This is a genomic window from Cyanobium sp. NS01 (genome assembly GCF_014280235.1).
In the GTDB taxonomy this organism is placed as follows: Bacteria; Cyanobacteriota; Cyanobacteriia; order PCC-6307; family Cyanobiaceae; genus NIES-981.
This window is the reverse complement of sequence record NZ_CP047940.1, coordinates 2148452-2169631: the sequence shown is the minus strand read 5'-3', so window position 1 is coordinate 2169631 and position 21180 is coordinate 2148452. Positions and strand designations below refer to the sequence as shown.

General features: G+C 66.5%; 23 protein-coding genes, 1 pseudogene and 2 riboswitches. Of the genes and pseudogenes, 17 read left to right on the top strand and 7 right to left on the bottom strand.

What is annotated here, in order from left to right; all coding sequences use genetic code 11:
• Positions 1-134 precede the first annotated feature (134 nt).
• Together CyaNS01_RS11325 and CyaNS01_RS11320 are read left to right on the top strand one after the other, a co-directional pair.
• Entirely contained in the window at positions 135-2204 is a 2070-nt protein-coding gene (locus tag CyaNS01_RS11325) for a glycogen-debranching protein (protein WP_186700719.1), read from the top strand.
• 107 nt (positions 2205-2311) lie between these two features.
• Positions 2312-2515: a hypothetical protein gene (locus CyaNS01_RS11320; RefSeq protein ID WP_186697162.1), complete on the top strand. Its 204-nt coding sequence runs from the start codon at positions 2312-2314 to the stop codon at positions 2513-2515.
• A gap of 150 nt (positions 2516-2665) precedes the next feature.
• Here CyaNS01_RS11320 and CyaNS01_RS11315 read toward each other — a convergent pair whose 3' ends face one another.
• Complete coding sequence (locus CyaNS01_RS11315; RefSeq protein WP_186697161.1) at positions 2666-2809, bottom strand: chlorophyll a/b-binding protein; 144 nt, start codon at positions 2807-2809, stop codon at positions 2666-2668.
• A 170-nt stretch (positions 2810-2979) separates the two neighbouring features.
• Here CyaNS01_RS11315 and CyaNS01_RS11310 point away from each other — a divergent pair, with 170 nt between their 5' ends.
• The gene (locus CyaNS01_RS11310; RefSeq protein WP_186697160.1) at positions 2980-3633 is read left to right on the top strand and encodes a DoxX family protein; all 654 of its coding nucleotides are present in this window, start codon (positions 2980-2982) and stop codon (positions 3631-3633) included.
• Positions 3634-3716: 83 nt separating this feature from the next.
• Here CyaNS01_RS11310 and CyaNS01_RS11305 read toward each other — a convergent pair whose 3' ends face one another.
• Complete coding sequence (locus CyaNS01_RS11305) at positions 3717-4469, bottom strand: hypothetical protein (protein WP_186697159.1); 753 nt, start codon at positions 4467-4469, stop codon at positions 3717-3719.
• A 62-nt stretch (positions 4470-4531) separates the two neighbouring features.
• On the bottom strand, positions 4532-4741 hold the full coding sequence (locus CyaNS01_RS11300) for a hypothetical protein (protein ID WP_225875657.1): 210 nt from the start codon (positions 4739-4741) through the stop codon (positions 4532-4534).
• A gap of 90 nt (positions 4742-4831) precedes the next feature.
• Here CyaNS01_RS11300 and CyaNS01_RS11295 point away from each other — a divergent pair, with 90 nt between their 5' ends.
• From CyaNS01_RS11295 to CyaNS01_RS11250, 10 genes and pseudogenes are all read left to right on the top strand, one after another.
• Positions 4832-6991, top strand: a complete 2160-nt coding sequence (locus CyaNS01_RS11295; protein ID WP_186697158.1) for a PhoX family phosphatase — start codon at positions 4832-4834, stop codon at positions 6989-6991.
• Positions 6992-6994: 3 nt separating this feature from the next.
• Complete coding sequence (locus CyaNS01_RS11290) at positions 6995-7444, top strand: CopD family protein (protein WP_186697157.1); 450 nt, start codon at positions 6995-6997, stop codon at positions 7442-7444.
• A gap of 57 nt (positions 7445-7501) precedes the next feature.
• Positions 7502-7774: a hypothetical protein gene (locus tag CyaNS01_RS11285; RefSeq protein WP_186697156.1), complete on the top strand. Its 273-nt coding sequence runs from the start codon at positions 7502-7504 to the stop codon at positions 7772-7774.
• A 28-nt stretch (positions 7775-7802) separates the two neighbouring features.
• A pseudogene (locus CyaNS01_RS11280) lies at positions 7803-7910 on the top strand (pyridoxamine 5'-phosphate oxidase); the annotation flags it as partial.
• 88 nt (positions 7911-7998) lie between these two features.
• Positions 7999-8141: riboswitch (cobalamin riboswitch) on the top strand.
• A gap of 25 nt (positions 8142-8166) precedes the next feature.
• Entirely contained in the window at positions 8167-8775 is a 609-nt protein-coding gene (locus tag CyaNS01_RS11275) for a HupE/UreJ family protein (protein WP_186697155.1), read from the top strand.
• 32 nt (positions 8776-8807) lie between these two features.
• Positions 8808-8983: riboswitch (cobalamin riboswitch) on the top strand.
• 217 nt (positions 8984-9200) lie between these two features.
• The gene (locus CyaNS01_RS11270; protein WP_186697154.1) at positions 9201-10226 is read left to right on the top strand and encodes a fatty acid desaturase; all 1026 of its coding nucleotides are present in this window, start codon (positions 9201-9203) and stop codon (positions 10224-10226) included.
• A 1-nt stretch (position 10227) separates the two neighbouring features.
• Complete coding sequence (locus tag CyaNS01_RS11265) at positions 10228-10716, top strand: hypothetical protein (RefSeq protein ID WP_186697153.1); 489 nt, start codon at positions 10228-10230, stop codon at positions 10714-10716.
• Positions 10717-10780: 64 nt separating this feature from the next.
• Positions 10781-11782, top strand: coding sequence for an arsenic resistance protein (locus CyaNS01_RS11260; RefSeq protein WP_186697152.1), 1002 nt, complete (start codon positions 10781-10783; stop codon positions 11780-11782).
• Between the two features lie 7 nt (positions 11783-11789).
• Complete coding sequence (locus CyaNS01_RS11255; protein ID WP_186697151.1) at positions 11790-12956, top strand: acyltransferase family protein; 1167 nt, start codon at positions 11790-11792, stop codon at positions 12954-12956.
• An 11-nt stretch (positions 12957-12967) separates the two neighbouring features.
• The gene (locus tag CyaNS01_RS11250; protein WP_186697150.1) at positions 12968-13699 is read left to right on the top strand and encodes a TIGR04283 family arsenosugar biosynthesis glycosyltransferase; all 732 of its coding nucleotides are present in this window, start codon (positions 12968-12970) and stop codon (positions 13697-13699) included.
• 12 nt (positions 13700-13711) lie between these two features.
• On the opposite strand, the gene CyaNS01_RS11245 is transcribed toward CyaNS01_RS11250, so the two are convergent.
• Together CyaNS01_RS11245 and CyaNS01_RS11240 are read right to left on the bottom strand one after the other, a co-directional pair.
• A complete protein-coding gene (locus CyaNS01_RS11245) occupies positions 13712-14398 on the bottom strand; it encodes a DUF547 domain-containing protein (protein ID WP_186697149.1) in 687 nt (228 codons plus the stop codon).
• A gap of 33 nt (positions 14399-14431) precedes the next feature.
• Positions 14432-14665 carry a hypothetical protein gene (locus tag CyaNS01_RS11240; RefSeq protein WP_186697148.1) on the bottom strand — a complete coding sequence of 78 codons (234 nt, stop codon included), beginning with the start codon at positions 14663-14665 and terminating at the stop codon, positions 14432-14434.
• Between the two features lie 87 nt (positions 14666-14752).
• Between CyaNS01_RS11240 and CyaNS01_RS11235 the strand changes: the two genes are divergently transcribed.
• Positions 14753-14995, top strand: a complete 243-nt coding sequence (locus tag CyaNS01_RS11235) for a hypothetical protein (protein ID WP_186697147.1) — start codon at positions 14753-14755, stop codon at positions 14993-14995.
• 851 nt (positions 14996-15846) lie between these two features.
• A complete protein-coding gene (locus CyaNS01_RS11230) occupies positions 15847-15990 on the top strand; it encodes a chlorophyll a/b-binding protein (protein ID WP_186697146.1) in 144 nt (47 codons plus the stop codon).
• 227 nt (positions 15991-16217) lie between these two features.
• Here the strand turns inward: CyaNS01_RS11230 and CyaNS01_RS11225 are convergent, their stop codons facing one another.
• Positions 16218-17042 (bottom strand): alpha/beta fold hydrolase, encoded by an 825-nt coding sequence (locus CyaNS01_RS11225; protein ID WP_225875656.1) that lies wholly within the window; start codon positions 17040-17042, stop codon positions 16218-16220.
• A 15-nt stretch (positions 17043-17057) separates the two neighbouring features.
• The gene (locus CyaNS01_RS11220; RefSeq protein ID WP_225875655.1) at positions 17058-17852 is read right to left on the bottom strand and encodes a 1-acyl-sn-glycerol-3-phosphate acyltransferase; all 795 of its coding nucleotides are present in this window, start codon (positions 17850-17852) and stop codon (positions 17058-17060) included.
• Between the two features lie 1014 nt (positions 17853-18866).
• On the opposite strand from CyaNS01_RS11220, the gene CyaNS01_RS11215 reads away from it, so the two are divergent.
• Positions 18867-19484 carry a DUF305 domain-containing protein gene (locus tag CyaNS01_RS11215; protein ID WP_225875947.1) on the top strand — a complete coding sequence of 206 codons (618 nt, stop codon included), beginning with the start codon at positions 18867-18869 and terminating at the stop codon, positions 19482-19484.
• Between the two features lie 155 nt (positions 19485-19639).
• Positions 19640-21151 (top strand): multicopper oxidase family protein, encoded by a 1512-nt coding sequence (locus tag CyaNS01_RS11210; protein ID WP_186697144.1) that lies wholly within the window; start codon positions 19640-19642, stop codon positions 21149-21151.
• Positions 21152-21180: the final 29 nt, after the last annotated feature.

Genomic DNA, 21180 nt, shown 5'->3' with positions numbered 1-21180 from the left:
GGCAAGTGCTGACAGTGGCCTGAGCCGGGAAGGTCTGTCTAGTTTGTTGGGCAAGCTGGCCCGAGCCGTTGTCTGCCCCATCCATCTCGGCCCCAGCGGCGCCCGTGGCGACCCGCCGGAGTCGTCCCGGAGCCATCCATCCCGGGCGCCCGGGCCCGCTGGGTTCCTCCCTCACCTCCCGCGGGGTGAACTTCTCGGTGGTGGCTCCTCGGGCCACCCGGCTGGAGCTGCTGCTGTTCAGCCACCCGGACGCCCTCGAACCCAGTCGCGTCGTGGCGCTCGATGGCCGCCACCGCTCAGGTGATCACTGGCATGTGGAGGTGGAGGGTCTGGGGCTGGGCTGCTGCTACGGCTACCGGGTGTTCGGCCCCCTCCAGCCTGGCGGCCACAGCTTTGCCCCCTCCAAGGTGCTGCTGGATCCCTGCGCCCGGGCCATCGCCGGCTGGCAGGGCTACCGCCGCGACGCTGCGGTCGGCGCCGCCCCCAACAGCTCCTGCTGCCTGCGGGGCGTGGTCACCGAGCGCGACCGCTTTGATTTCGAAGCCGCGCCCCGGCCACGCCACAGCTGGCAGCGCAGCGTGATCTACGAGCTGCATGTGGGGGGCTTCACCCAGGGGGCCGGCTGTCCGGTGACGGCCGATCGCCAGGGCACCCTGCTGGGGCTGATCGACACCCTGCCCCATCTGCGGGAGCTGGGCATCACCGCGATCGAGCTGTTGCCGGTGATGGCCTTCGATCCCGGCGACGCGCCGCCGGGCCGCCAGAACCACTGGGGCTACAGCCCCCTGAGCTGGATGGCCCCCCACCCGGACTACCTGGTGGGGAACGATCCCCTCGGCGCCCGCGACCAGGTGCGGCAGCTGGTGAAGGCCTGCCACCTGGCGGGCATCGAGGTGCTGCTGGATGTGGTCTACAACCACACCAGTGAGGGCAACCAGCACGGCCCCACCCTGAGCTGGCGCGGCTTCGCCGACCGCCTCTACTACCAGCAGAGCGCCCTGGGCGAGTACCAGGACGTGAGCGGCTGCGGCAACACGATCGCCGCCAACCGGCCACTGGTGCAGCACCTGATCCTGGAATCCCTGCGCTGCTGGGCCACGGAGCTGGGCGTGGATGGCTTCCGTTTCGACCTGGGCATCGCCCTGAGCCGGGGTGAAAACCTGGCGCCCCTGGCCCGGCCACCGCTGTTCGAGGCCATGGAGGCCGACCCCGACCTCGCCGACCTGAAGCTGATCAGCGAACCGTGGGACTGCGGCGGCCTCTACAAGCTGGCCGACTTCCCAGCCCGGCGGGTGTCCACCTGGAACGGCCGCTTCCGCGACGACCTGCGCCGCTTCTGGAAGGGCGATGAAAACTGCTCCTGGGCCGTGGGCCAGCGGCTGAGCGGCAGCCCCGACCTCTACAACCTGATGCCGGCCCACCCGGGTCAGGCCATCACCTTCCTCACGGCCCACGACGGCTTCACCCTGGCCGATCTGGTGAGCTTCAACGGCAAGCACAACCTGGCCAACGGTGAGGACAACCGGGACGGCGACAACCACAACAACAGCTGGAACCACGGCGTGGAGGGCCCCAGCAGCGACCATGCCGTGAGGGCGCTGCGGGAGCGGCAGCTGCGCAACCTGCTGAGCACCCTGCTGCTGGCTCCAGGCGTGCCCATGCTGCTGATGGGCGATGAGGTGCGACGCAGCCAGGGAGGCAACAACAACACCTGGTGCCAGAACAACCCCCTCGGCTGGATGCACTGGCAGCCCGACAGCAGCGATCTGGCCCTGCGCCGCTTCGTGCGGCGGCTGCTGAGCCTGAGACGGCATCTGGTGGACCTGATCAACCCCGAACTGCCGCTGCAGGAGCGGCCCCAGAGCCGCCACGACGATCCCCAGCAGCGCTGGCGCCAATGGCACGGCGTGGAGATCACCCGGCCGGACTGGGCCAGCTGGTCGCACACCGTGGCCTGGAGCATCAACGACCCCACCCAGGGACCGCTGCTGTGGTGTGCCATGAACGCCTACAGCAAAGCTGTGCACTTCGACCTGCCGGTCTCCACCTCCGGCTGGCTGCGGGTGATCGACACCGCTCTGCCGGCCGGCCAGGACCTGCCGGCCCGTCCGGGGATCTGGACGCCGGCCGGCATCCCCCTGGAGAGCCGCAGCCTGATGCTGCTGGTGGCGCGCCGCCGCCTGGAGGGGGTGAAGCTGGATTGAGCGCCAGGGACCAGGACGCCGCCGCAGGAGAGCGGCAGCAGGCTTAGCAATCTGTCACGGTTAACACTTCTTTACACTAGATTGGTGGTCGTTCCGAGCCGAGTGTCATGGTCTTTGCCCTTCTCTATGCGGTAGCTGCGGCTGTGCTGCTGTGCAGCTCCTTCGCGCTGATGAGCCAGGGCTTCAGCAGGGGCGCAGAGCGGCCGACGATCCGCAGCCGCCACCCGGAGGCTCCCCAGCCCGGTGAGCGCCTCCTCTATGTGGACCTCAACCGCGAGCGCCTCGAAGCCCTCTATCAACAGGCCTCCTGAGCCGTCCCTGGCCTCGAGAGAGGTTCTCCATTCGGAATGGGGGCATGCTGCCCCCATCAGGTTCTTCAGGTCTGCATCCAGACAACCAGCAAAAAGCGGCGCTGTCCCTGGGGATGGCGCCGCTGCTGCGTTGGGGGCTTGGGGCCGGGATCAGCCGAGGCCGATCTGGCCGAGGATGCCCTGGCCGGTGAGAACTTCGGTGGCAAGACCGATCACGAAGCCGAGCATGGCCAGGCGGCCATTCCAGGTTTCGGCGAAGGCCACGAAGCCGAAGCGGGAAGCGGAGTCAGTCATGGTTGCGCTTGGTTGCGAAACGTGAAGAAATAGTAACAGTGGTTGGAGCCGTTTGGGGCGCCGCGGGGCCCGAAATGGGGGGGCGGTTTTCCGGCCCTGCCCCTTTCTCAGTCAACACTTCACGTTTCGTTACCCGGCTTGCCAGAGTTTTGGGAGATCTCCCTTGAACGATGACCACCGCCCAACTCCTCGAGGGCTTCGCCGGGCTCACCGGCTCCCTGATGGCCCTCTGGCTGCTGCGCCTGAACCGGCCCGACCTGGCCCCGGCCGAGACCGCCGGCCCGCTCACCCGCCTGTTGCAACGTCCGGCTGTGCAGGGCGGTTTGAGCCGCTATGTGCTCGAGAAGGGCACTGCCGCCAACCTCGGCCTGCTGGCCCTGCGGCTGGCGATCGGCCTGATGATGATTCACCACGGCCAGGACAAGCTCGCCAATCCCCAGGCCTTCGCCGACACCTATGTGGCGCCGCTGCACCTGCCCTTCCCCCTGCTGCTCGCCTACGTGGCCGGCTTCTCGGAGGTGGTGGGCAGCTGGCTGCTGATCCTGGGCCTGCTCACACCGCTGGGAGCCCTGGCGATCACCGGCACCATGGCCGTGGCCGCCTATCACCACATCCTCACCGCCGGGCTCAACATCTACGTGCTGGAGCTGGTGGTGCTGTACCTCGGCGGCAGCCTGGCCCTGCTGTTGCTCGGCCCTGGGCGCCTTTCCTTTGACGGCGCCATCACCGCTGAACTGGTGCGGGAGTCGGTCGATGGTCCCCGCGACGGCCGTCCGGCTGCCCAGCCCCAGGCAGTTGCCGTCAGCGCCGGTCAGGGAGCCTGAGCGCCCAGCCCCCACCCTCGGGGGCTGGACCATGGCTCCATGGTGCGCCTGCTCACAGTTCTGGGCTGCGCCCTGCGGCGCCGTCACCGCTGCCGGGATGGCAATGGCGAAGGCGAGGCCTGCGAATCGCTGCGCTGAGGGCCATGGGCCCGCACCGTGGCGATCTGGCGGTAATGGGGGCTGGCGGCGCTGTCCACCGCGAAGGCGGTCCAGGAGGCGGCAGCCGCAGGCTCATCGCTCAGCACCGGCCATTCGAGGCGGACCCCCGCGTAGGTGATCCCAACGCAGGTGAGGTCGGGGTCGTCGGCCATCAGGGACCAGAGCAAGTGCAGGGAGCTGCGGCGGTAGTCCGCTGGCGAGGGGCAGCAGCTGGGATCGGCGATGAAGCCGGGCGCCAGGGTGATGGCCTCAGCCCGCTCCCAGCAGAGGTAGGTGCCGTCGTCGGTGGGATAGAACCAGCAGGCTTCGTTCTCTGCCTGGTGCAGCGGGAAACGGTCCAGGGCGACGGCCTTTGTGCGGTCGTCTTCCAGCGCGTAGACCGCCAGCCACAACTGGGGCGGATCGAAGCGCGGGATCACCGCATCGCAATAGAGCTGGGTCGCGGCAGCCTGGGGCAGGCCATCGGGGATGCTGCCGTTGAAGGGAAGCGCCTCAAGGCCTGAGCCAGGATCGGCAAGGTCGGGGGGGGGGGCAGCCTCCGGCAGGGCATAGAGCCGGAAGGCCGCCGCTTGGCGGATGCCGTGGCGCTGGGCCAGGCTCAGCTGCTCCCAGTCGGTGTCGCCATCAGGAGGCAGGCCCGACTCAGGAGCCAGCACGAAAGCCAGTGACGCGGACATGAGCTGAGCTCCGGTTTCTGGGTGTACAGCCCCCCCTGGGGATCCAGCATGGCGGCGAACCCTCAGGCCAGCCGCGGCAACCGGCAGCCGAGCTGGATCACGCCCTGATCCAGAAGCCTGCCGAGGCGCAGGGCCGCAGCCTCCTCCACCCGGGAAAACTCCGTCTGGCGCCTGGCCAGCCAGCTCAGCTCTTCAGGAGTGATCACCCCGGTGGCCATCGACTCGAGAAACAGTTCGCCCATGGTCATGGCGATGTTACGAAGTGTGTTCATCCTGGCATTCTTCTGGGGGAGCCGTGAAGTGGGGGCGTTGCGAAGCGGCTGTCGCCTGGACGACCAAGGTCTGGCCCGAGACTGGCCGTCATGAACCGTCGCTCCCTGCTGGTGCTGCTCGGCCTGGCGACAGCCGGATCGGCCCAGGCCGGGCGGGCCAGGACAGGACGCGCCTCGCCAAGCCCGATCCGCGGCAGTGGCCGCAGCGGCGGGCTGCCCTTTCAGCCGGTGCCCACGCCGCTGCCCCTGCCCCTCGATGGCCTCAGCGCCGCGGAGCAGCGCCGCCACTACGGCCAGGTGCGCCTGGAGGATCGCCTCGTGGTGCCGGCTGGCTACCGGGCCGATCTGCTGGCGGTGTGGGGGGATCCGCTGGGGGATGGGAGCTTCGGATACAACAACGACCACCTCGCCTACCTGGCCCTGGCGCCGGGGCAGGCCCTGCTCACCGTCAATTTCGAGTACATCAGCCCCCTTCCCTGGGCGGAGGGGCTGGGTGAAGCCCGCGGCCTCAGCCTGCCCCTGGAGCAGCTCCAGGCGGCCCTGGCCGATCGCAACTCCCGGGTGGATGCCACCGCCCTGGCCAGTGGCGATCCCTTGCTGGCCATGGTGAAGGAGGTGGCCGGCGCTGCCCTTGAGGATCTCGGCATCGGCGTGGCGGGCCTGGAGCAGGGGCCCGAAGGCCGCTGGCGCCGCCAGCCAGGGCGCTTCGACCGCCGCATCAGCGGCCTCAGTGGCCTGCAGGATCCCGCCCAGGCCCTGCGCGCCAGTGGCCCGGCGGCGGCGGTGTTCCGCGCCGAGCGCCGCCTCGGCTACGACGACGGCCTCGGCGAGCGGATCATCGGCACCTTCGCCAACTGCGCCGGCGGCACCACCCCCTGGGGCACCGTGCTCAGCGCCGAGGAGAACATCCAAAAGGAGGTGTGCGAGGCGGTGTACGCCGATGGCTCCTCCCTGGATCCGTCTGAGCTCCCTTTCCACTGGGACGGCCGCAGGCTCCGCGGCCTGGGCAACCCCTTCGCCTTGGCGGGCAACAAGTACGGCTGGATCGTGGAGGTGGATCCACGCCGGCCCCAGCGGCCTGCGGTGAAGCACACGGCTCTGGGGCGCTGCCGCCACGAGGCCGTGGCCGTGAAGGCCCAGGCGGGCCAGCCCCTGGTGCTGTACTCCGGTTGCGACCGCCACGGCGGCCACCTCTACCGCTTCGTGAGCGCTGGCCGGGTCCGAGACCCCCTGGATCCGGCCAATTCCGCCCTGTTCAGCGCCGGGCGCCTGGAGGTGGCCCAGTTCGGTGCCGGCGGCCAGGGGCGCTGGATTCCGCTGCTGCCCTCCACCGCCCTGGCGCCCCAGCTCCCCAGCCACTACCAGCGCTGGGGCCTGAGCCAGGCCACGCGGCTGCCCGATCCCGACCGCCGCCAGCCCGGCGCCGTGGACCTCAGCAGCGATGCCGAGGTGAAGCGCTACCGCGAGCAGTTCAGCACCCTGGCCTCCCTCTACCCCGGCACAGGGGACGCCCAGCTCGGCGCGATCCTGATCGATGCCCATCTGGCCGCTAACGCCGTGGGGGCCACCGCCGCCGCCCGCCCGGAAGACACCGTGTTCGATCCGGCCACGGGCGATCTGCTGATCGCCTTCACGGCGGGGGGAGCCGATCGGGAGGGTCGGGCCGACCCCGCCATCTTCTCCGGCCCGGCCGGGGAGCCCACCTGGCCCCATGGCTGGGTGATGCGACTCAGCGAGAGCACGGCCAGCGCCGGCGGCTTCCGCTGGCAGATGGTGGCGGTGGGCGGCCTGCCCTGGGAGGGAGGCATGGGCTTCGCCAACCCCGACAACCTGGAGGTGGATGGGGCCGGCAACGTCTGGGTGGTGACCGACCGCTCCTCCGGGGCCAGCCCCGCCGAGGCGTTCGGCAACAACAGTTGCTGGGTGCTGCCGAGGCGCGGGCCGGCCCGGGGCGAGGCCCTCTGCTTCGCCACCGGGCCCATGGAGTGCGAGCTCACCGGGCCGTGCTTCGACAGTGCCGAGCACACCCTGTTCCTGGCCGTGCAGCACCCCGGTGAAGTGCACGGCAGCCGCAGGGCCCAGGAGGTCAGCCGCCACACCACCGCCCTGGTGGCTCGCGACGGGGCGGGTTTCGAGCAGGAGCGCTGGGTGCCAACCGGCTCGAACTGGCCCTCGGGCGTGCCCGGCAGGGTGCCGCGGCCTGGGATCGTGGCCATCAGCCGCCAAACCGGCGGGCCGCTGTTGCCCTGAGCGATGTCTCTGTTCTCCTGGCTGGTGATCGTGCATGCCCTGGCCGCCACGGTGTGGACCGGCGGCCACCTGGTGCTGGATCTGGGGGTGTTGCCCCGGGCCCTGCGCCAGGCCAGCGCCGCGCCGATCCGGGCCTACGAGGAGGTGTTTGAGCCCCTGGGGCTCACCGCCCTGGCGATCCAGGTGATCACCGGCCTGGCCATGGCCTGGATCTACCTGCCGGGCCTGCAGGGGCTGTTCAACCCGGCGAACCCGATCGCCGTGCTGGTCGGCACCAAGCTGCTGCTGCTCGCCGCCACCGTGGCCCTGGCCCTGGACGCCCGGCTGCGCCTCATCCCTAACCTCAGCGACGCCAGGCTGGGCCCCCTGGCCTGGCACATCCGCGCCATCACAGCCCTGGCGATCGCCTTCGTGGTGGTGGGCGCCGGCATCCGGCTGGGGGGCTTCAGCTGAACAGGGGCAACGCCCGGCAGGGCCCACCCGCCAGCATGGTGGTAACGCCCTGAGCCCATGCTGCTTCCCTGTCCCTTCGGCCCCCTCACCACCGCGGCCATCACCGCCAAGGCCGCCGGCCTGCAGGCCACGGTGCTGCTCCTGCTCACCCTGCTGATCAAGGCCCGCATCCAGATCAAGGCCGCCTCGGCCCTGGGGCTGTTTCTGCTGGCCCTGCAGACGCTGGGGTTCTTGGCCGTGGCAGGAGGTCTTGGCGCGCTGGCTGTAGGCGGAGCAGCTGTGGGTGGTGCGGGGCTGGCGTTCCAGCGGCGCTCCGGCCAAGCGGCGTGAGGGCGTGGCTCTTTGAGGTCGTGAGCGTTTGACCGAGCTCCCCCCCTGGCGCCCCCTGCTGCGGGCCGCCCGTGAGCGAGAAGGACGCTCCCCGGCGGCCCGCTGGCTGCAACTGGCCACCGCCGCCGCCGCTGGCGGCTGGAGCAGGGCTGGCGCGAGGAAGACCTGAATCCCTGAGATCAGGTCTGTGGGATCAGGTCTGCGGCCGAATCGCCGCAGCAGGAGCACAATGGGAGCGGAGTGGTTTTCGAGCCTCTGGCCCGGAAGGCAACGAGGAAAGTCCGGTGCAACTCCGGCACTGTCCCGCAGCTGTGATGGAGAGACCTGCTCCTGAGTCAGAACGCTCGCCGCTTTGAGTTCTTTCCTGCCCGGCGCGGAAACCGGGAGAAACCATGCAACACCTCCGCTCCAGCCGCTCCCTCGGCCTTCTGGTGGCCCTGGCCACCGCCACGACCCTGCTGCTCGGCCAGCCGGCCCAGGCCCACAACGTGGCCTCAGGCGGCCTGGTGGGAGGCTTCCTGCATCCACTGGCGGGCACCGACCACCTGCTGCTGCTGATCGCCGTTGGCGCCGCGGCCTCCTACCTCTCGGCCGAGCTGCTGCTCTGGGGGCTGGCTGGCGCCCTGGCTGGAGGCGTGTTCGGCGCCATGGGCGGCGGGCTGCCTGGTGCCGAGCTGCTGGCGACCCTGGCCATCCCCGCCGTGGCCCTGCTGGTGCTGCGCAGCCAGAAGTCGCCGCGGGCTCCGGCCCTGGAGCTCTGCGGTGCCCTGATCGCTGCAGCCGTGGCCGTGCACGCCATGCTCCATGGTCAGGAGGCTCCGGCCGGTGCCGCCTCAGCGCTGTGGTGGGCGGGTTCCTTCTCCGCCTCGGTGCTGGTGAGCGGCAGCAGCTATCTCGTGCTGCGGCAGCTGCCCAGCCGCTGGACCGCCGCCGTGGCCCTGCTGCTCGCCGTCGCTGGCGCGGCCCTGATCCTCGGCCCGATCGCCTTCGCTGCCCGCTGAACACCGCAGAGGCGTCAGTTGGCTGACATCTGCACCAGACTGGCCGTGACGGTTCCAGTGGTTCACACCCTGGACGCAAGGAGGAAAGTCCGGTGGGGAGAGGGTTCTTGGACCCTCTGCGAGTCCGGCGCTGTCCCGCAGCTGTGATGGGGTTCGCTCCTGGGAGCACCCCTCAGTCAGAACGCTCGCCGTTGTGATCACCCCTCACCCCCGGCGCGGACCGGGTTCCACGATGAGCCAAGCCTTTCTATCCAGCCCCGGAAGCCACCCGCCTTCAGCCTGCCAGGGCCTGCCCGAGCGCTGAGACGCGCCGCAGACGTTCACGTCCCCAACAAGCACTCCAGGGCCTGACCGGGCCGGCGCCAGGCTCTGGTGTCCGCGCCGGCTGATCCGCTCGTGCCGTGATGCCCCCCTCGCCCTCCTGCATGACCACCGATCTCCGGCCAGCCGACTTCGTGCTGGCCCCCTATGCCCGCAGCAGCAACTGGCGCGGCGCCTATCAGATCCTCAGCGCCGTGGGCCCCTACCTGGCCTGCTTGGCCCTGGCCATCCATCTCGCCCAGCGGGCGCCCTGGGCCGTGCCCCTGCTGGTGATTCCCCTGGTGCTGTTCTCGCTGCGCTGCTTCTCCCTGATGCACGACTGCGGCCACCATTCCCTGTTCCGCAGCCGCTGGCTCAACCGGGTGGGGGGCTTCATCCTGGGGCTGGTGAATGCCATTCCCCAGCTGGCCTGGTCCAACGACCACGCCTTTCACCACCGCACCAATGGCGACTGGGAGCGCTATCGCGGCGTCACCGACCTGATCACCACCGACGACTACGCCCAGCTGAGTGCCAGGCAGCAGGCCACCTACGCCTTGCTGCGCCATCCGCTGATGGCCCTCCCCGGTGGCTTCTACTACCTCGCCATCCAGCCCAGGCTGGCGCTTCTCAAGGAGATCTCCCGGGCGGTCCGGGCCCAGGCCGTGCCGCGCTCGGCCGAGTTCTGGGATCTGCTGCTGAACAACGTGGTGCTGATCGCCCTGGTGGTGGCGGCCGGCCAGCGCTGGGGATTCGGCCTGGTGCTGGGGCTCTACGGCGTGACCCTCACCTTCTCGGCAGCCCTGTTCCTGTGGATCTTTTTCGTTCAGCACATCTTTGAGGGCAGCTACGCCCACAACACCGAGGGCTGGAGCCACATGCAGGGAGCTCTGGAAGGCACCAGCTATCTGCAGATGCCGGCCTGGCTGCGCTGGTTCACGGCTGACATCGGCTACCACAACATCCACCACCTCTCGGAGCGCATTCCCAACTACAACCTGCGCGCCGCCCACCAGGCCAATGCTCGTCTGCTGGCGGCTGTGCCCTGTCTGCGACTCGGCGACATGCTCAGTTGCGCCCAGTTCAAGCTCTGGGATCGGGAGACTGAGCGCCTGGTGCCCTGTCCGGAGCCGGTCGATGCCGTGGCCTGACTTGCCGGTTTGGCCGGGGCAGCCTGGGCCAGGGCAGCCTTGGCGGGGGCCGAGGTCCTGGCATGGACAGGAATCCGCCTGTTCGGGGGCCTGGGAACCGCGCTTTCTGGAGCAGAACAGCCTGCTGATCGGCCATGCCGCCTGGGATGGTTATCGGCTCAGCGGCCGGGGTCTGCTGATCTGCCACCTGGCCGCTCCGCTCGAACCTGAGCACGACTGGCGCCTCGACGGCGTGCGGTTCAGCCGGCGCTATGTGGCGCGAAGCGAGGTGACCGCCCAGCTGCGCCACCAGGGGCTGGGACCGGCAGCGATCCGTCCGAGCCTGGGGGCCCTCGACAGCTACGACCCGGCCAGGGAGCTGGTGGTGCTGCTGAGTGGCCATGGCCCCGAGCTGATCGCCCTGCTCAGGAAGCTGCCTACGGCGCCACCGACCTGCTTTGAACTGGTGGAACGGCGCTGGAGCGAATTCGCCTGCGCCGCAGTGCCGTGACCCAATAACACCTGATTATGCGCATAAACGCGTAGAGTGATGACTCCGATGCGCTGCAGCCGCCATGGCCACCGCCCCCTGGCCCTTCGCCCTGCTGATGGCCCTGCAGCGGCGCCTGGTGTGGGCCATCCCAGCCGCCATGCTGCTCGGCCTGGCCTGGGGGGTGACCCTGCCCTCGGCCTGGCTGGTGAGCCTGGTGATGCCCCTCACCTTCCTGATGGTGTATCCGATGCTGATCGACCTGCGGCTGCCGCTGCTGCTGGGTGGCAGGGACCTCAGGCTGCAGCTCACGGCCCAGGCGATCAACTTTCTGGTGATCCCGTTCGTGGCCCTGGCGATCGGCCGGCTGTTCTTCGCCAGCCAACCCCTGGTGGCCCTGGGCCTGTTGCTGGCGGCGCTGCTGCCCACCAGCGGCATGACCATCTCCTGGACGGGGTTTGCCAAGGGCAACCTGGAAGCAGCGGTGCGCATGACCGTGGTGGGGCTGGTGCTTGGGTCCCTGGCCACACCGCTCTACGCCAGGGTGCTGATGGGCACAGCGGTGGACGTGCCGATGGCCAGGGTGTTTCAGCAGATCCTGCTGATCGTGTTCCTGCCGCTGCTGCTGGGGCAGATCACCCGCGTGGCGCTGATCGCCGCCAGGGGCGCGGAGCACTACAGGAAGGTGATCAAGCCGCGGTTGGCCCCCTTCTCCACCCTGGGCGTGGTGGGCATCGTGGCCGTGGCCATGGCGCTCAAGGCGCCCCTGATCTTGGGCCAGCCCCTGCTGCTGGTGCGCATGCTGATCCCGCTGCTGCTGCTCTACGGCATCAACTTCGCCCTCAGCACCCTGGTGGCGCGCCGCTTCTTTCCCCGCAGCGACGGCATCGCCCTCGTGTACGGCACGGTGATGCGCAACCTCTCGATCGCCCTGGCCCTGGCGATGACGGCCTTCGGGCCGGAAGGCTCCGAGATCGCCCTGATCATCGCCCTGGCCTACATCGTTCAGGTTCAGGCCGCCGCCTGGTATGTGAAGGCCACCGACCGCCTGTTCGGTCCTGGGCTGGCGGCGGAAGCCCCGGCCTGACGGGCCCGTGAGCGGTCCAGCTGTGGCCGTCTCCCCTGCGCCCCGCTGCCATGCCCTGGACGGCGCCCGCGTGCTGGCCGTGCTGCTGCTGATTCCCTTCCACGCCGCAGCGGTGTTCTACGCGGGCGATCTGGGCACGTTCTATGTGACCAATCCCGAGAGCAGCCGGGCCCTGGGGGGCTTTCTGGTGCTGGTGCATCAGTGGCACATGCCCCTCTTTTTCTTTCTGGCGGGCTCGGCGAGCTGGTACTCCCTGCGATCGCGCGGTGCGGGGGCCTACCTGCGCGAACGCCTGCAACGGCTGCTGCTGCCCCTGGGGGTGGGCATCCTGGTGCTGGTGCCGCCCCAGGTGTACGTGCACGACCTGCAGAGCGTGGATTCAGCCCTGGGCTACCTGCGCTTCTACCCCCACTTCTTCGATGGGATTCGGCCGGCGGGCCACTTCGAGTGGGCCCACCTCTGGTTTCTGGCCTACCTGCTGGTGATCACCCTGCTCTGCCTGCCGCTTCTGGGCCGGCTGAGTGCTCAGGCCAGCCCCAGCCCACCTGAAGGCGGTGCAGGCTGGCGGGTGAGCCTGGGCTCGTTGCTGCTGCTGGCCCTGCCCCTGATGCTCTCGGAGGCCCTGCTGCGGCCCCGCTGGCCGGGCTTCCAGAACCTCTACGACGACTGGGCCAATCTGCTGCTCTACCTGCTGTATTTCGTCTTCGGCTACCTGTTCTGCCACCAGGGCGGCTTCTGGGTGGTGCTGGATCGGCGCCGCTGGCTGCTCCTGGCGCTGGCGGCGCTGAGCATGGCGGTGTTCCTGGGCCTCACGCTCAGCGGCGCCACGCCCGTACCGGGCGACGATTCCCCGGCCGCCCAGCTGTTCCAGGCCTTTCGCGGCTGGAACAGCTGGTGCGCCGTGCTGGCCCTGGTCGCCCTGGCGCGCCGCTTCCTGCAGGCACCCCATCCGCTGGTGAGCTACGGCAGCAAGGCCGCCATGCCGCTCTACCTGCTGCACCAGCCGGTGCTGGTGGGCCTGGGCTGGTGGGTGGTGCCGCTGCCACTCGCCATCGGCGCCAAATTCGCCCTGATCTGCGCCGGCTCCCTGCTGATCAGCCTGGGCCTCTACGAGGGGGTGATCCGGCGCCTGGGGCCCCTGAGCCCGTGTTTTGGCCTGGTGGGCCGGCCCTGAGCGGACTCCCCATGCAGCGCCTCTCGATCATCATTCCCACCCTCAATGAGGCCGCCTGCCTGGCCGCCACCCTGGAGCGGGTGCAGGCCCTCGACCCGCCGGCCTGGGAGGTGCTGGTGGTGGATGGCGGCAGCCAAGACCACACCACCGCCATTGCGGCAGGAGCGGGGGTGCGGGTGCTCCAGTCGCCGGCCACCGGCCGGGCGGTGCAGATGAATGAGGGGGCTCGCCAGGCCAGTGGGGCGCTGCTCTGTTTCCTGCATGCCGACACCCTGATCCCCACGGATCTGGTGGCCGTGGCCGAACGCGCCCTGGTCGATCCCTCGGTGGCCTGCTCCGGCTTTGTGTCGCTGATGCGCTCAGGCCAGCGCACCTGCTGGGGGGTGTCGGGGCTGAACCTGCTGAAAACCTATCTGGCGCCGCTGCTGTTTCGGCCGCTGCAGTTCCTGCGGGGGCTGAGACTGCTGTTTGGCGATCAGGTGATGATCACCCGGCGCCACACCTTCTGGAGTGGCGGTGGCTTCGATGAAGCCCTGCCCCTGCTGGAAGATGGTGACCTCTGCTTCAGGCTGCTGAAGCAGGGCAGGATCCGGCTGATCCGCCGGGTGGTGGTGAGCTCCGATCGCCGCGTGCGGGCCTGGGGGGCCGGCAAGGCCATGGCCACCTATCTCGGCATCGGCATCCTCTGGGGCCTGGGCCTGCCACCTCGGCACCTGCGGCGCTTCTATGACGACGTTCGCTGAGAGCACGCCGACTCAGCCCCTCTGCTGATTGAGGCTCCAGTCGTAGGGCAGGAACCGCACCTGGGGCTCAGGACATGGGGGAATTCCATCTCCCAACCGGGGCAGGATGTAGCCGGGCAGAGAGGCACTCACCGCCAGAAAGTCAGCCCTGTACCACTGAAAGATCCGGCTGACCCAGAGGATGTTGCGCTCCCGCTCAAAGCGCACCTTGGCGGGGTTGTGGATGAAGCGGTGAAGGTCAGCTTCGAGCTGCTGCTCCACGGCGTCGGTGCGGTAGGCGCGCTGGCGGAGCAAGGGACAACCCACCGAGGCACACACGATCGCGAAGTGAATGCGCGGATCACCGAGCTGACGCAACAGCTGATTTTCGATCTGGGCCAGGCTGAAGCAGCCGTCCTGCAGCCGGTGCAGCGGCCGCTGAAAGAAGCGCAGAAAACCGACCCAGTTCGGCAGTCCCGGCAGGCTGGGGCGGATCGAGGCGATCGGGTAGGCCTCCAAAACGGCCTGAACCGTGAAGGCGTTGTAGAGGTTGATCCAGTGGGCCAGCTGCTCCTGGCGCCCTTCGGTGTGGGCCGTCTGGGCGGCCAGCCAGGCGCGGAGGGTGGCCGCATCCCTGCTCTGCCAGCCGGCGTAATCCACCCTGCCGTCGCCATCCACATAGCGCTGCAGCAGCTGGTCCCAGACGGCCGGGTCTTTCAAGCGGCAGGGGGCGAAGGGGCAGAGGGCATCCGCTCAGGTGAGGTTGCCCTCGCGCTGATCCGGCATTGAGGGCGGTGTGGGCGGTGGCTGCAACACCGGCAGCAGGCTGTTCAGCCCCAGCATCACGAACGACAACGCCCCTACCAGGGCCAGCAGCCGCATGCCGAGGGGCAAGCCCCGATCCACCAGCCTGTCGTCGGCATCGTGGTCGTCGGGTGCGGGGGGGGTGGGCCTGGGCGAGCGCAGGGGGCTGGGGGGAGGAGTCATCGGGGGCAGCGGCCATGCAGGCCATCCTCTCTGACTTTGATGAAACTCGGATACGTGAGAACTGATGTGCCAAGCGTTGAGGCCTCCATGGCGGTTTTCATGCAGGCCTTCCAGCTCCAGCAGAAGTTCCTGCACGAATCAGGTGACTACGGCGAGCTGTCGACCGGGGACATCACGCTGGCCTTCGCAGCCCACAGCTTCAGCGAGAGCAACTTTCCTCAGGGCCAAGTTCGAGCCAGCGACTCCCAACAACCTGGTACGGGTTCCCGCCTGGAGGCATTGATTTGCCTTGCCTGGCTGATCAGAGCAGGAAGGGGAATCCGCCATTGACTGGCATGGTGAAAGCTTAGGTGGTGTGGAGCCGTCTTTCGACCTAGGCTGATCTCATGAAGAGAAAACCTGCTCGTGATCGATCAGGTCCGTGTCGAGGCGCATCAAAAATTCACGAACCTCCATGGGCTCGTGCTTCTTGGTCTGGCTGTTCCTGTCAAGTGCTGCTTCTTCGAGTCAATCTCAGAGTTCACTCTAACGGACTTATCGCAATGTCAGCTTCAAACAAGAGCCAACAGCCGCCGTCTGTCACCAGCCATGCTGAATCAAACGGCGGAATGTGGGGTTCCAAAGACATCTAGTTGCTGGCTCCACGTATTATTGAACCGCGGATTCACCTGGCCGACCAGAATTATGACAGCGGCTTGGTGGTTGAGATGATACCCGTTCAGGGAATTCTTCAGCAAATTGGCTTGGGCGCCATGCTCCGTCACGGCTGATCTGTCTATCAATCAGATCCTGTAAAGGGTTGCATCCCAATCCACATCCCAAAGAGGTTCGAGATATTACATGAAAATTCCATTGCCCAGCTTGCCATGGGTTAATTCTTCGCCATCCTTCTGTTTGCAGGACTGCCCGCCCTCGTTTTGTTGGTGGCCTTCCTGCCCGGTCTGATGCGTACCACCGGGGAAACAATCGGAGCCTCCAGCGCTGAGCCACCCATAGCCACCTCCAGGAAGCTGCCACTGTCACCCCCCCCCTACCCAAGCCCCGGACGATGCGATGGCCAATACGGCCTGAGCCATGGGGTCATGGGATTGCTACGGAAGGCGGTGATGGGTCCATGCCAGCGGATGGCCCGACACGCCCTTTACATTGTGTTACGATTGTCTGAGTACCGCACCACAGGCATGTCTGACTCCTCCGCCCGCTTTGGCTTCAGCGCTTTTGCTGAAACCTGGAACGGCCGTCTTGCCATGCTCGGCTTCGTGATCGGACTATCCACCGAGTTGCTCACCGGCCAAGGCATCCTGTCCCAGATCGGACTGGGTTGATCGCCAAGGGTACTGACTACTCCGCCGCCATCATCAGTGTCATCGCCCTTGTCGTCCTCCTGACCGGGATGGTGGGATTCGTTCTCTCCCGCCCCAGCGATCTCGCTCCTTTTGAGCCTCGATGATCGGCACCCCGTAGCCGATTCCCTGCCCTCGCGGATACGAGATGGTCGTCAACCTCCGGGCTAAGCCCGGAGGTTTTTTCTTGATCGTCAGGACTCGCCATATCAATGACCGTGACTCATGCTTAGGGGACGGGCGCGGCTGGAAGGATCAAAGAAATCTGTTGACTTCAACAGCTTGGCGAGGTTCACCTGGGATTCCAGCAGGCAGGCGTGGCCACTGTCTGGAAGCTGCACGGTACGGGCGTTCGGCAGTTGTCGGGCGAGTCTTCCTGCTGCGTCAAGAGATGGAAGGAGCCGATCCGCGCCTGACGCCAGCAGTAAAGCGGGCTGCAGGATTCGTCCCAACGGCAGCGACTCAACCGCGAAATTGGCAAGCAGGGAAATCCTCCAGGCCGCACTTCTGGGGGAAACCGATTGCATGGCCTGCAATAAAGCCTGTTGATTAGCCAGGGAGACTCGTTGTGGCTGAATCAGAAGTGGGAGCAGACCAAAGGTTGACAACCGATACAGTGAGGGCGTCAAGCGCTGTGTGATTGATGCTCCTAAGCTGACCCACGGTTGATGGAAAGCAGATGTGGCAGGATTGACAAGAATCAGATGTTGGCAGATGTCAGGGAAGGAAGCTGCAAGCCGCAAAGCCAGGCAGCCGCCAAAGGATTCGCCACAGATATAGACGGGGCGAGATTGAATCCGGCACTGCTCCTTGGTGATCAACCGAGCTACTTGTTCAACAAGTCTATCCCAGTCAGTGATGTCATTAGAGGGAATAGAAAGGCATCGGATATCGAATGAGGCTTGCAACCCGGAAAGTTGAGTTCGCAACAGATCTCCAGTGCCATCCATCCCTGGCAGATAGATAAACAGGGGACGCGATGGCTTGGCAGGCTCGCCAAGGAGGGAAGGCAGTGGATTGATGAAGAATGGCATGGAGGACAGAGCCGGTTACGAGTAGCCTTGGCGTATCAGTTCAATGATCTGATTCTGGCAGATGTTGGTTATCTCTCGTGCAAGTGAGCCAGCCCTTCGCCCGGAATACTCCTCTCTTTCTTTGTCTTTGACCCAGATGGGGTGCCCAACAAGCACACGTACATGCTGATAACGAACGCTGTGGTGCCAGCCACCACGATCAAACAAGGGCTCTGACGGGTCAGCCAGTTTGAACAGACTGAGTGGGGCGAGGTTGCTTGTCTGCTCTTGAAGTGAAGCGATGCCCACTGGCAGGATGGCCACATCGCCAACGCCAGCTCGCATGGCGAGGTGGGCAAAGCCGCGGTGGAAGGAGCTGATTTGATTTGGAGTCGCTGAACGAACCATCGGTTCGGCACCTTCTGGAAAGATCCCGACAACTTCCTTCGCGTGCAGCAGACTGACGGCCTTCTGGAAAAAGTCCTTGTGCCTTTGTTGTGGTGCATCGAGAGGGAACGCCCCCATCGCTGAGACCATCTCCCTCAGTCCTGGAACCCTGCTCATGTAGTAGTGGCATGCAAATCTTATGGGCCGGTTCAGCGCTGCCATGAGCAATGGAACATCCAGCAAGCTGCGGTGGTTGCTGACAAGAATGATCCGATGAGCAGCGGGAATACGCTCGATGAAGTGATACGAGGCTTTCGTGCCTGCAGCACTGATGAGAAGCCGCGAGAGATGGAGCGGCAGATCAGGAATCAGCTCTGGCGCTGATGCAATGGCGCTGCCTGCTAAGGGGCTTGGCAGTGGGGATCTGAATTGTCTCACTATCATGGGGTTGGGATGCTTGAAGTAGCTGACTCTTGGCAGACTCTGTTGACTGTGATTGAGCTGAAGTGTCCAATGGAGTAGTCACGAGCTTGCTTGCTTGAAGGCCCAACTTCAACCAGACAGCACGTGACTCGAGGTGGGCCTGCTCTGTTGACTAATTGAATGTCTGGTTTTAGTCTATGCTCTTGGATCATTCTACAAACCTTGCGTCTGAAGCGCGTCCAACCGGCCAGAAGATCTGCAGGTTGTGAGTGAACCGTTTGGTTGGATTGAAATGGATCTCAAAAACTTAATGCCTGATGCAGGCAGAATGGCTGTTGATTTCAGCAGGTCCCTCCCCATGTCTCACCACAACAGCTGCGCCATGACCTGATGGTCTGATTGACCCGCTTGCTGTGCATCACTCGCTGGCCTGTCTGTGGCCACACTGGTAACGCTGCCTGGCGGGAGCGGCAGCAGTAGGAGTCACCGGAGGAGCGAGGAGCGAAGAGCGCATGGAACAGCGATCCGGTTCTCCACAGTCTGTGTCTGATCTGTCCTGAACCCAGGGATTGCGATGGTTCCGGGCTTGAGAGCAGGGGATGGTGAAGCCCGAGTTCTCCCGACCGTGGGCGGGGAGCTCTTTAAGCATACGTACTCTCTGCGATTTTCGAACAGTTCGCATTCAGCAACCGCATCAAGGCTCTTACCTTCCGTGGATCGTTCAACCCTTCTGTCGTTGATGTCATTTGGATGCGTGATGATTTGGGGGCAAGCGTTGAGGCCTCTATGGTTTCTTTGATGAAGGTCCTAGAAATCAGGTAGGAACTCCCTGGCGATAGAGAGCGTCTGGGTGACAGACGATGCGGCCTGGGGCCAATGCCCTCGCACAGCTCCTTGACTCTCCAGTGAGGTGGAGGCCATACGTTGGGAGCGCCTGCTTCTCCCTTCCCGTTGCCCATGGCTGGATCCGCTTTTCGGTTCGGGGTGTCTGCGCTGACTCTGGCTGCGCTGCTCTCCTCCCCGGCCCTGGCCCAGATGGATCCCCACGAGGGTCATCGCGGCATGGACGGCATGCCAGGCATGACGACCACCGGCCACGCCCATGACGTGGGCCCCGCCGGCGCCACCTACGACTTGCGTTTCCTCGACGGCATGGTGCAGCACCACACCGGTGCGCTGCGCATGAGTGAATTCGTCTTCGGGATCGACCAGCCCGGCGTAGGGGCCTTGGGCAACACAATTTGGCGTGATCAGGCCAGTGAAATCCGCGCCATGGGGCTGTGGCGCAAGGCCTGGTATCCCCAGGCGCCGGTGTATCCCGTGGCGTTGGCGCCAGGTGGTGACCCGAACAGCCTCTCCGGCCTGACCCGTATGAGCCAGGCCCAGATCGACGGCATGCGGATGATGGGCTCCGGACCCACCCGAGAGAACCGGGTGGTGTGGTTTCTCGAGGGGATGATCCACCACCACGGCGGGGCGCTGATCATGGCCCACGACGCCCTGGCCAAGAGCACCAACCCCACGATCCGGCGCTTCGCGCGGGCTGTGATCGTGGCCCAGCGGGCCGAGATCATCGAGCTGCGCCGGATGCTGGCGGTGGAGGGATTGCGCAAGCCGGAGTACTCGCAGTACGACGAGCTCTTTGCCCTCTGAGCGGCCGGGCAGAAGCATGCTCCCCGCTTGACTCTCCACCCCTGTGGAGACCATACGCTGAAAAAAGTCCATTAGCGCCGCAGGGTCATGGGATGCCAGGCGATCGATCGTTTGCTGCTGCACCCCCTTCCTGCGGATCTCTGCTTCGGGGCGCGATGAGCGGGCAACTCGGTCGCCGTTCCTTTCTTGCCATGGCTGGCGGTGCTTCCGCCATCGCCGCCGGCTCAGCCCTGCTGGGACGCCCCGCCCAGGTTCGATCCCAAGCCAGCACGGGTGTACCAGCCCCGTCCCGTCTGCGCTCCAGCGGCGGACGCCTGGAACTGGACCTGGTGGTCCAGGACACCCCTGTGGCGATCCCGGGCGGCCCGTCCAGGGCCCTCACCTACAACGGCCTGCTGCCTGGGCCCCAGCTAGAGGCCGAACCCGGCGATGCCGTGCGGATCGAGCTGCACAACCGCCTGTCCCGCCCCACCAACCTGCACTACCACGGCCTCCACATCCCTCCCGGCGGCAGTGCTGACAACGTGTTCGTGAGCGTGGCCCCCGGCGCAAGCCACACCTACGCCTTCACCCTGCCGGGCGACCATCCCGCCGGCACCTTCTATTACCACCCCCACCACCACGGCACCACGGCCGATCAGGTGTTCGGCGGCCTCGGAGGGGTGCTCATCGTGCGTGGTGCCCTGGATCAGATCGCCGAGGTGCAGGCCGCCGAGGAGCAGGTGCTCTTCCTCAAGGACCTTCCCCGGCAAGGGGGCTTCAGCCCGATGGGCATGGGGATGATGCTGGGGCGTGAGGGTGAGATGCTCACCGTCAACGGCCAGGTGAACCCGGCGCTTTCGATCCCCTCAGGGGGTCTGCTGCGGCTGCGGATCGTGAACGCCTCCAATGCCCGCTTCTGGCGACTGGCCCTCGAGGAACATCCCTTCCACCTGATCGCCACCGATGGCGGTGCCATCGAGGCACCGGTGGAGCTGGCGGAACTGCTGCTGGCCCCCGGCGAGCGGGCTGAGGTGCTGGTGCGGGGTGAGCGGCAGGGTGGTCGTTACCGGCTTCTCAACCTTCCCTACGCCAGAGGCTCCGGCGGAATGATGGGCGGCATGGGCAGCCGCATGGGCATGGGTAGAGGAATGGGAATGGGGAGGGGAATGGGAATGGGTAGGGGAAGGATGGGATCAGGCTTTGAGCAGCAGGCTCCGGTGCCGATCGCCACCCTGAACTACGCGGGCTCGGTGACGCCCCTGCAGCTGCCCGAGCGCCTGCTGCCGGTGGAGCCCCTGCCGGCGCCAGTGCGCAGGCGCCGCTTCGTGCTCAACCACGGCATGGCCCCTGGCATGGGCATGGTGTTCCTGATCAATGGCCGTGGCTTCGACCACGGCCGTATCGACACCTCCGTGCGCCTCGGTGACACAGAGGAGTGGGAGCTGGTGAACGACGGGGTGATGGATCACCCCTTCCACGTGCACATCAACCCCTTCCAGGTGATCAGTCGCAACGGCACGCCGGAGCCGTGGCGCGCCTGGAGAGATGTGGTGCTGCTGCGCCCAGGCGAAACCGTGCGGATTCGCACCCGGTTCGATGATTTCGCCGGACGCACGGTGTATCACTGCCACATCCTCGATCACGAGGAGCTGGGCATGATGGGCACCCTGGAGATCAGCGCCTGAGCGCTCGCGACCAACCTGGCCCGCGCCGC

What these genes read in the sequence shown, in the direction of transcription:
- CyaNS01_RS11320 (WP_186697162.1), top strand. Translation starts at nt 2,312, where the DNA reads ATGGTCTTTGCCCTTCTCTATGCGGTAGCTGCGGCTGTGCTGCTGTGC.
- CyaNS01_RS11250 (WP_186697150.1), top strand. Translation starts at nt 12,968, where the DNA reads ATGCAGCGCCTCTCGATCATCATTCCCACCCTCAATGAGGCCGCCTGC.
- CyaNS01_RS11305 (WP_186697159.1), bottom strand. Translation starts at nt 4,469, where the DNA reads ATGTCCGCGTCACTGGCTTTCGTGCTGGCTCCTGAGTCGGGCCTGCCT.
- CyaNS01_RS11285 (WP_186697156.1), top strand. Translation starts at nt 7,502, where the DNA reads ATGCTGCTTCCCTGTCCCTTCGGCCCCCTCACCACCGCGGCCATCACC.
- CyaNS01_RS11230 (WP_186697146.1), top strand. Translation starts at nt 15,847, where the DNA reads ATGTCTGACTCCTCCGCCCGCTTTGGCTTCAGCGCTTTTGCTGAAACC.
- CyaNS01_RS11290 (WP_186697157.1), top strand. Translation starts at nt 6,995, where the DNA reads ATGTCTCTGTTCTCCTGGCTGGTGATCGTGCATGCCCTGGCCGCCACG.
- CyaNS01_RS11225 (WP_225875656.1), bottom strand. Translation starts at nt 17,042, where the DNA reads ATGCCATTCTTCATCAATCCACTGCCTTCCCTCCTTGGCGAGCCTGCC.
- CyaNS01_RS11275 (WP_186697155.1), top strand. Translation starts at nt 8,167, where the DNA reads ATGCAACACCTCCGCTCCAGCCGCTCCCTCGGCCTTCTGGTGGCCCTG.
- CyaNS01_RS11215 (WP_225875947.1), top strand. Translation starts at nt 18,867, where the DNA reads ATGGATCCCCACGAGGGTCATCGCGGCATGGACGGCATGCCAGGCATG.
- CyaNS01_RS11260 (WP_186697152.1), top strand. Translation starts at nt 10,781, where the DNA reads ATGGCCACCGCCCCCTGGCCCTTCGCCCTGCTGATGGCCCTGCAGCGG.
- CyaNS01_RS11310 (WP_186697160.1), top strand. Translation starts at nt 2,980, where the DNA reads ATGACCACCGCCCAACTCCTCGAGGGCTTCGCCGGGCTCACCGGCTCC.
- CyaNS01_RS11315 (WP_186697161.1), bottom strand. Translation starts at nt 2,809, where the DNA reads ATGACTGACTCCGCTTCCCGCTTCGGCTTCGTGGCCTTCGCCGAAACC.
- CyaNS01_RS11270 (WP_186697154.1), top strand. Translation starts at nt 9,201, where the DNA reads ATGACCACCGATCTCCGGCCAGCCGACTTCGTGCTGGCCCCCTATGCC.
- CyaNS01_RS11235 (WP_186697147.1), top strand. Translation starts at nt 14,753, where the DNA reads ATGGCGGTTTTCATGCAGGCCTTCCAGCTCCAGCAGAAGTTCCTGCAC.
- CyaNS01_RS11210 (WP_186697144.1), top strand. Translation starts at nt 19,640, where the DNA reads ATGAGCGGGCAACTCGGTCGCCGTTCCTTTCTTGCCATGGCTGGCGGT.
- CyaNS01_RS11220 (WP_225875655.1), bottom strand. Translation starts at nt 17,852, where the DNA reads ATGATAGTGAGACAATTCAGATCCCCACTGCCAAGCCCCTTAGCAGGC.
- CyaNS01_RS11300 (WP_225875657.1), bottom strand. Translation starts at nt 4,741, where the DNA reads ATGAACACACTTCGTAACATCGCCATGACCATGGGCGAACTGTTTCTC.
- CyaNS01_RS11240 (WP_186697148.1), bottom strand. Translation starts at nt 14,665, where the DNA reads ATGACTCCTCCCCCCAGCCCCCTGCGCTCGCCCAGGCCCACCCCCCCC.
- CyaNS01_RS11295 (WP_186697158.1), top strand. Translation starts at nt 4,832, where the DNA reads ATGAACCGTCGCTCCCTGCTGGTGCTGCTCGGCCTGGCGACAGCCGGA.